This window comes from Phytobacter sp. V69 (genome assembly GCF_965644215.1).
Lineage (GTDB): Bacteria > Pseudomonadota > Gammaproteobacteria > Enterobacterales > Enterobacteriaceae > Phytobacter.
Genome location: NZ_CBFFRL010000049.1, coordinates 19,402 through 28,140 on the forward strand (window position 1 = coordinate 19,402; position 8,739 = coordinate 28,140).

General features: G+C 56.0%; 6 protein-coding genes. All 6 read right to left on the minus strand.

The window, feature by feature from the left end; genetic code table 11:
* The 6 genes from tagF to ACSZPU_RS09315 are packed head-to-tail and all read right to left on the minus strand — an operon-like array spanning position 1 to position 7,988.
* On the minus strand, positions 1-708 hold the full coding sequence (tagF, locus tag ACSZPU_RS09290; RefSeq protein ID WP_498997847.1) for a type VI secretion system-associated protein TagF: 708 nt from the start codon (positions 706-708) through the stop codon (positions 1-3).
* 16 nt (positions 709-724) lie between these two features.
* Positions 725-4,339, minus strand: coding sequence for a type VI secretion system membrane subunit TssM (gene tssM / locus ACSZPU_RS09295; RefSeq protein ID WP_498997850.1), 3,615 nt, complete (start codon positions 4,337-4,339; stop codon positions 725-727).
* A 2-nt stretch (positions 4,340-4,341) separates the two neighbouring features.
* The gene (locus tag ACSZPU_RS09300) at positions 4,342-5,580 is read right to left on the minus strand and encodes a DotU family type VI secretion system protein (RefSeq protein ID WP_498997852.1); all 1,239 of its coding nucleotides are present in this window, start codon (positions 5,578-5,580) and stop codon (positions 4,342-4,344) included.
* Positions 5,581-5,595: 15 nt separating this feature from the next.
* Positions 5,596-6,939, minus strand: a complete 1,344-nt coding sequence (gene tssK / locus ACSZPU_RS09305; protein WP_498997854.1) for a type VI secretion system baseplate subunit TssK — start codon at positions 6,937-6,939, stop codon at positions 5,596-5,598.
* A gap of 25 nt (positions 6,940-6,964) precedes the next feature.
* Complete coding sequence (gene tssJ, locus ACSZPU_RS09310) at positions 6,965-7,471, minus strand: type VI secretion system lipoprotein TssJ (RefSeq protein ID WP_498997856.1); 507 nt, start codon at positions 7,469-7,471, stop codon at positions 6,965-6,967.
* 22 nt (positions 7,472-7,493) lie between these two features.
* On the minus strand, positions 7,494-7,988 hold the full coding sequence (locus ACSZPU_RS09315; protein ID WP_498997858.1) for an SH3 domain-containing protein: 495 nt from the start codon (positions 7,986-7,988) through the stop codon (positions 7,494-7,496).
* Positions 7,989-8,739: the final 751 nt, after the last annotated feature.

Below are 8,739 nucleotides of genomic sequence, written 5' to 3' on the forward strand. Positions count from 1 at the left end.
TTAATCAAACATCGGAGGATAAAGACCGTGGCGACCGGGTCGTGCGCCGCCTGCCGGGTCGAACAACAGGGTAAAAAGCTGCCCGGTAAAATTGCCGCTGTGCACGTGGGTGTAGAGCGGATAGCCGTCGCTGCGATTGGTCCACCAGAAGCTGGTCTGGCGCAGCGGGTCAAAACATTCCGCCGCCTGACGCCAGCTGAGCGTTGGCGCACCGTCGCCTTCGTAACCGATGACATCGAGAATTTCCGAGCGGTTTTCCTCGACCACCGGCTGCGGCGTGGGAATCAAGAGCAGCGCCTGATCGAGTTGTTCTGCGGAGTAGCCGTTGCGAATCGCGTGCAGCAGAGTGCGTCCCAGTTGCTCATACCAGTCACCCGACTGCGCCAGCTGGCGCGCGGACCACTCCAGCGGGTTTATCGCCAGCAGGGCGCAAAGCGGATATTGCCGCCCTACGCTGTCACGACCGGGTAACAGACAGCCCATCTGCACCTGCTGGCCCCCTAACATCGGCGGTACGACAAAATTCCAGATCGGCGCATTGCCAAACTGCCTGCCCGCTGCCCGCTCTTCCTCTTTTTGCCAGCTCATGAGCCCCACCTGAAACCAGTGGGACCATTGACGCTGGAGCGCGTCCGGGAAACGGCGCTGTAAGAAGTCACCGGCACTGGGCAATTTGCCATACCAGCTCATTACACTCGTCGTAGTCATTCGACATTCCTTGCGGTTATGGACATGCGAAACGGGGAAGCTGGAACGGGTTGCGGATACTGCCAGGGACAAACTCAAGCGTCACCTGGTGTCCATCCACGTTGTACGTCGCCTGACGGCTCAGACTGCTGCTGCCCGGCGTCACGCGCGCTTTGTCAACAAAGCGGTTCAGCGCCCATGCGCCATTGGTCACCAGTGTCGAAGTAGTGCCATTGGCCAGCCCCAGTTGCATGCGCACCTGGTTGGTGCCGCCCGGCCCCGGCCAGCTCATCTGTTGCACCGCCTGTGGCCCATGGCTGTAGCGCAGAAGCTGGCCGTCCACATCCAGCGTCAGGTTCAAAATGGCGTTATCCATGTTCACCGTACGCACCGTCACACGATAGGAAGGCGTTGCGCTTCCCCCGGCGAAAAAGGCATCGCGGATTGACTGCGCCTGCTGAAACGGCACCAGTAACCCTTCGCTGCCCGGCAATGTTTTGCCATCGATGCCCGGCATAAAGCGCCAGGGCGACTGGGTGGTGTCCACTTTGCTGGTCAGGTTGTCGCGAAAGAAGCTGTCCATCAGTCCGGTACCTGGAGCAAACATGCGGGCCAGATCGTCCGGCGTCACTTCGCTGCTGGCATTGCGGACCAGCGGGTAACGCCCGGCGATGGCCTGGCGGCAGAAGCCCCCCACTTCCACACTGATGCGCTTGCGCACATTTTCCAGCTCGCGGCTTTGCGTATCGCTGCTCGCCCCCACCGCCATATTACTGAACATCGACTGTAAGCCGCCGGGAAGACGCCCTGCGCTGGCCTGCAGGCGGCTGATGGCTTCACCGCCAGGGGCCGGCATGCCGCTGTTGGCCGCATCCTGTACCGCCGTCAGATAGCGATAGAGCTCATCAACCTGCTTAAGAAAATCATCAAAGACGATGGTTTTGCCGCCTTTCTCCAGCGGCTGGGCCAACTCGATAATCGGCGCGTAGTGTTCCGTCACCCGTTGTTCAGGTGTCTGAACCGCGGCGGTCGCAGCGGCGGCATTGCCGTTTTCGCGATTCCCGAACAGCACATTCAGCGTGTGGCTGGTGCTGTTTGTCTCATCCGGCTTTTTTTCACCCTCTTGCGGCGTTTCACGGGTGAGCGTCAGCACCTGACTTAAGTTGATAACCAACTGGCGCAGCGGCGAAGTGTTGCCCGAAATCAGCCGCGCGGCGTTGATGCGCTGTGAAAGATTGGCACTGTTATTCAGGGCAATATCACTGAGGAAACTGTCCCACTGGCTAACAAAATCCCGTGCATACAGTTGGCGTACCGCGTTATCCGTTTGCTGCTGATCTTCGGACTTCACGGTAGAACCGAGCACCCAGGCATCATCGGTATGCAGCGCAGTGGTCACCGCGCCAATCTGCTTGTCGAAATGCTGCCAGTAGCCGTCGGGGGTATATAACCCTGGGATACCGTCATTGAGCGATTTACCGCTTTTGCGCGAGAACACCAGTTCGCTCTGCGGGCCACCCAGGGAGGCCAGCGACACCGGCTTGAGGTTTTCATCCGCCGCAAGCAGGCGTTTCAGGCGCCCATAAACGCGTGCCGCCAGCGGTTGCTGATTGATGAGCGCCTGTTCACGGGCAATCAGCGCTTCATCTTTGGCAAAGGGTGACGACTGAATTTGCGGTTCCAGCAGTTGGGTCAAATGCCATTCCAGACGGCGAAGCTGAGCCTGGGTCATGTTCTGCGGCAGGTTACGCTCCAAGTTGAGCATCACCCACTGATGCAGGAACTTGCCGTCGTAATGCTTCGGCTGATAGAGCATCTGGTAGGCTTTTAACGCTTCGTAGCTGTATTCCACATCGCTGCCGTTATCGTTACGCAGCCAGGTGGTGATGCGCGTGGCCACATCCGGCAACAGCAGTTCCTGCAAGGCTTTCTGGTACAGCGCCTGCGAGGCATCCGAGATGTCATAACCACGATAGAGCCCCATACGACGGGTCAGGGGCGGGCTGTTAACATCGAATTTCTCACTTTGCGGCAGAGCCGACAGGCTGTTCAGCAGCGGCAGTAAGGCAAACATATCACCCTGCGGGCGTTCACGCAGCGTTTTTATCTCCTGACTGATGCCCGGCACTTTCGCTTCAACTTCCTGCAAATAGCTTTTGTTGTTGCTATAGCTGGTCAGCCACAGGCCGCTGATCACCACCAGCAGCGCCAACAGGGCGGCATAACCGGCCCACATCACCGCCCGGTTACGCATTTCCCACCAGCGGTTCTGCCCGGCGATCCCGGCTTCCTGGAAAATGACGTTCTGCAGCAGGTTTTTGATAAAGAAACTTTGCCCTTTACCGCCGGGAACCGGTTCTTCTTTGCTGACGCTGTCCCAGCTGTCTCCGGTGTTACCACGTGGGAGCGACAGAGAACGACCCAGTTCGCCCATCACCCGGTCAAACGGCAGCCCTTCCTGGGTACCGCTCGCCAGATAGATGCCGCGCGGTGAAAATTCGGTTTCAAAGTTCGAGCGGGCAAACAGCGTATGCAGATAATCCGCCAGCAGCGGGCGCAGTGCGGCAAATTCCTGCGGGAACAGGTAGCTTTCGGCTCTCGCCAGCGCATCGCTTTCTTGCAGCAGGATATCGGGTAACGCCGCATCCAGCCGCTGTTGCAGTAACGCATACTCCTGGGTGAAGCGGCCCATCAGGTCAAAATCGGCCTGCTTGCCCTCCTGCCACGGGAAGGTGAAACCCCAAATCTGGTCGCGCTGGGCTTTATCAAACCCGGTAAAATAGGCACGAAAGCCTTTGAGCAAATCCGCTTTGGTCACCAGCAGGTAGACCGGGAAACGGATCCCCAGTTGCTCATGCAGCTCGGTCAGACGTTTGCGTAAATTGAGCGCCTGCTCGCGCGAAGCATCAGCGGACTGGGTGAGCAAGTCGGCAACGCTCACCGTCACAATCACCCCGTTGATGGGCTGACGGCGACGGTATTTTTGCAGCAGACCGAGGAATTTCAGCCATTCGCTGGCATCCTGCGCCTGTTCGCTCTCCTGGGTGCTGTAACGCCCGGCGGTATCCAGCAGCACGGCTTCATTGGTGAACCACCAGTCGCAGTTACGCGTGCCGCCGATCCCGCGCAGCGCCGTTTTACCAAACTTATCCGCCAGCGGAAATTGCAGCCCGGAGTTGACCAGTGCGGTGGTTTTCCCCGCACCCGGTGCACCAATCACCACATACCACGGCAACTGATACAGGTACTGCGTACTGAAACGCTGGGTCCATTGCCCGCCCTGCTGCCCCGGCTGGTTGAAATGGGCTTTTTTCAGGATCTGGGAGGCTTCTTCAAAGCGATCGGACAGAATCTGCTCTTCGCTATTCAGTCGTTTGTTATCCGCCGTCTCTTTCGGCGCATTGTCGCTTTTCAGGTTGTCCATCAGTTTGCGGTTCAGCCACGCGTTGTACAGACGCGGAATGATGTGGCTTTGCACCCAGATGAAATACATCACCACGATGGTGATGATTCGGTTTTGTTCAGATTCCAGCGGGCGTGAATCCACGACAGAGAGCAGCGGGCCAATCATCCACACCACCGCTGCCAGCGCCGTCATCCCAAGAAAACCCCACAATATGCGGTTCGTCAGAATTGAAAGCAGACTATTCATCCTTAGTTTCCTTGTGGCAATCCGTTCAGTTCGGCTGCCGTATTACCCGGCGAAACCAGTAACGTTATTTCCACGCGGCGGTTGCGGGCGCGGTTTTCCGCCGTAGTGTTCGGCGCGATGGGGTTCATTTCGCCCCGCCCTTCCGCTTTCACGCGTTCCGGCAGACTGAGGTGTTTTTGCAACAGCGACTGTACAGAGCGTGCACGTTCGAGAGACAGCTCATAGTTGGAGGCAAAGCGTGCGCTGCGGATCGGTACGTTATCGCTGTAGCCCACCACCAGGATCCTACCGCTGACGTTGTTCATGGCCTGTGCCACGCGGTCGATCACCGGCGAGTAGGTTTCCCGCGCCACCGTCGAGCCGGATGCAAATAATCCGTCGCCTTTTAAGGTCACCACGCTGCGGTCCGTTTCATCACGCACCGCAACAAGCCCGGCCTCGATTTCCGGTTTCAGGAAGCCGCGCAGGTTAAGCACCGGTGGCAGTGAAGGTGCCGGTTGGGCAATGGCCGCTTCCGGCAGCGTGGTCTGGTAAATTTTTGCCAGCACCGGGTTGGTGTTATCACCAAGACGCCAGTTGAGGACGATGTAAAACAGGCAGGCCAGGAAGCCGGCCAGCGCCACGCAGGCCCACAGCGGGATCATTGGACGCCAGAGTTTGCGCAGGACCGGTTGATCTTCCGGATGTGGCGACAGCGGTGGCGGATAATTTCCCCGCACACCGAGAATCATCTGCCACAGTCGCTGCTTGATGGTTTCGAGTTGGGTACGACCGTTGTCCATCACCCGATAGCGCCCTTCGAAACCCAGTAGCAGGCAAAAATTAATAAGCTCCAGCAGAGCGATATGCTCACGTGGGTTTTGCGACAGGCGCGCCAGCAGCTGGAAGAATTTCTCCCCGCCCCAGGTTTCATTGTGAAACGTAACCAACAGACCGCTGCCAGACCAGACGCCACGGCTTCCCCACGGGGTCAACGCTGCCGCTTCGTCCAGCGCGGTGCACAGGCAGTAACGCGCCCCGACAATCACTTCATAAGCGAGACCCGATTGCTGGCAGCGCACTTCAAAACGGCGAATTTCATCAATCAGTTGCTGGCGCAGACTGGCCTGGTCATCGTGAGAAACGGAGTGGCGAATCTGCGGTATCGCGTTAAGCAGCGGATTGGCGGCGGTAACCAGAGGGTTGTTACCGCCCGCGCCCGCAACATCGGCATCACGGCCGTTGGCGTGTTGTTCCTGCATATCTTGCGCTCGCTATTAATCTTTCGGGCTACGGATGGCCCAAAATTCCATGTCCAGTCCTGGAAATTCACCTGCCAGATGCAGCGCAAAGGCGCCGGATTTCTCCATTTCGTTCCAGAGTTCGCCCCCTTTTTCCAGTTCGAAGTAGTTGTAGCCCGCATGCCAGGGAATTTGCGGCGGCGCAACCGGCATCGCCCGCAGCATCATGCCGGGGAGTTGGAGTTGAACCAGATCGCGGATTTTGGTGACCGGGGCGACTTTCATTTGCGCCGGGAAATGGGTCTGCAGCATCTCACCCGGCACATTGGCTTTCACCGCCAGCACGAAGCCAAACTCGCGTGCCATGCTGGTCGACGGCAGCGTCGCGACGTTGAGGCCATGGGTGCGCTCGGTGAGCGGAAGCTGAATGGCGTGTTCTTCCAGTACCAGCGACAACCCCTGGCGTAACATCAGCACCAGGCGGTTAAAACAAACGGCGAGGTTGTCATGGTCATAAACCGGTAGCACCTCTTCCGGCGCACGCGCGGATGTCCAGGTGGTGAGTTCGGTGGCAAACGCCAGCCAGTCGCGCCAGAGATCTTCCGGGTGCAGCAACGGCAAGGTTTTCAAATGCGAGATCAGCCCCACGTGGTGGTTAATCAACGCCAGCAGGGAGAATTCGACCATTTCCGTGGTATTGAAGCGGCCTGGCTGACGTAAACGCTGGGCAAACTGCTGGCTGCGCTGGGATAACAGACTCTGGAGGTCGTTCACCATTGCGTACAGCGGCGCGCTGTTGGTGGCGTTGAGCATCGGCGGAATGTAGGCGGAATCATGACGAATGTGATTATCATTTCGCTTTTCCAGCACCTGAACCACGCCCATCGCCGTCCACTCGGCAGTGAGATCTTTTTCCAGCATCAGTTTCAGACGCAAACGGCCAAACTGCACCGCCGCCGGGCCAACCGAAATGGCGTTTTCATCGTCCACTTCCGCTTCCCAGGCGACATAGCGCGCCAGCGACTCTTTGTCTTCGCTAAAAATAACCTCTTCGCGCCCCCCCCGTCGAGCGGGTAAAGCCAGCACAACGCGTTCGTTGGTGACGTTATCCCCAATGGCTAAGGGCGTTGGCGCATAGCGTGAGTCGTGAAAGGAAAAGAAGGTGCCATCCGGTAGCAGACCGCTGGCATAGCTCAGCGCGATACAGCCCTGGCGCAACATTGCGTCATCCAACTCAAGGTCCAGAAAGCCCCACAGCCAGGGCCGCTGTAGCGTCCCCCACTCACGGATGTGATTATGCAGGTGGCTTTCCGCACGTTGAAAATGATGAGGACGCAGAAACATACCCTCGGTCCAGACGACCTTTTCTGCTTTGTTCATGCTGTTTTCCTGTTAAGACTGGGCGCTATCTGGAAACGACGCGGATCCCGTTCACGTCGAGAAAAACGCTGGCTTCAAGTGAGTCAGACGACCATTTCCAGAACTCATAAAAGCGACTTTCACCCTGCACGGGAAGCGGAATTGAGATCCGCCACTTTTTGCCGTCCAGAGCCTGATACTCCGCCATTACGCCGATGTAGCGCGCGTCGGGGGAAGCCTGCCCACTGAGCGTTTTTGTCAGTTGTCCGGGCATCAGGAAGAACTCATCGCTGTTCAGCAGATTGCCGCCAAGGGCACTTTCCGCATTGTTTTGTAGCGACCAAAAATCGGCGGACATGAATGTCGCGTCGGATTTCAACAGCAGAACCCTGACTTTGAGCGGCGCGGATGCGTTGACCTGCGGATGCGCCTGAAACTGGAGGGTATAGCTGGCAGGTACGCTATGTGAAGTCGATCCACAACCGCTGACCAGGGTGGTCAGCGCAAGGAAAAACGCCAGGATAATCTGGCGTACCACGAAGTAAGTTTTCATATCCATCGCTCATGATGGCGAATTAGTTGAGGATCCATGTGCCTGAGTTGCTGTTCTTACAGGCTTTACTGCTACCATCCACCGACACACAGGTTTGTTTCTGGCGTGGTCTGAGACGCGGCGTTTGTTTGCGTACGGTTTCGTCGTACAGCTCACTTTTCACCACGGCACGCATCGGGACATAGCCAATCATCTCTTCCTGACCTTCTTCAGCCAGCGCCATCCAGAAGTGCTCGACCTGGCCCAGTACCACATAGGTTTTACCGGTCTCCAGCTGGCGGATCATTTTGCCGCTGTAATCCGGCGTGCTCATCAGCGACGCAGGGTAGAGCGCGCGGTAGTTTTCTTTGATGGGCTGGAACTCTTTTGGCGGTTTTACCGCATAGCGGTGGGTCAGCGTGGTGCCATTCACTTCACTGGTGACAATGGTGTCGTCTGTGGGGGTCGGCGGTGGCGGAGCCTTACATGCGGAGAGTGCAAAAACAAACAAGAGGGCTAATACATTTCGCATTTTCATAACGGTGATTTCCATTGCAAATATATTACTGTGTGGAACTGGAACGTTTAGGAAAGAACTATTTTATTCTTTCAAAATAACTCTCTCCTCTACCCTGCAAAACGGTCGAATAATTAATTTGAGGCATAGCTACCGCACGAGCCGTTGCACCAGCAAGGCAGTGAGAATATGACACCATCAATGATTATCGTGACTAAATCTTACAGACGAGACGATACAATTCAATATGATCTCGGCGTTATTGAAAAATGAATATTTAAAATTCAGGCAAATTAAGACAATTCTCAAGAAATAATTTCACTTTAGGCCGTTTTTGACGCACATCACGGTTTGGCAATCTTACACCCCACCTAAAACTCAGATCAACCCACTGTATTTAATGATTTTATCTTTCAATCCGCACTGAGAGCATATCATGCCAGGTTCGTTACCAGATTAATCTGAAAGAAGGTTTTTTGTGGAAATTAGCCCTCATTTCTTAGTAGCCTCAAAACCCCATTAAATGCGCGGAATAGTGCCCGAAGCGTGATTATTACAGGGCTGAGAAGTCGATCAGGCGAAATATAACGCAAGATGTATTGAGAATATTATTAACCTAGTCTGACCACAACGAAATAATCAACAACGTAAATATTTCAGGTGTACTGAATAAAATGTTTACAGGGCGACACTATTTAGGGAAGGTGCGATTTAATCGTCAATTATGAGAACATAACCCTTTCTTTGACATAGACTTTTCACGATGCCCGCT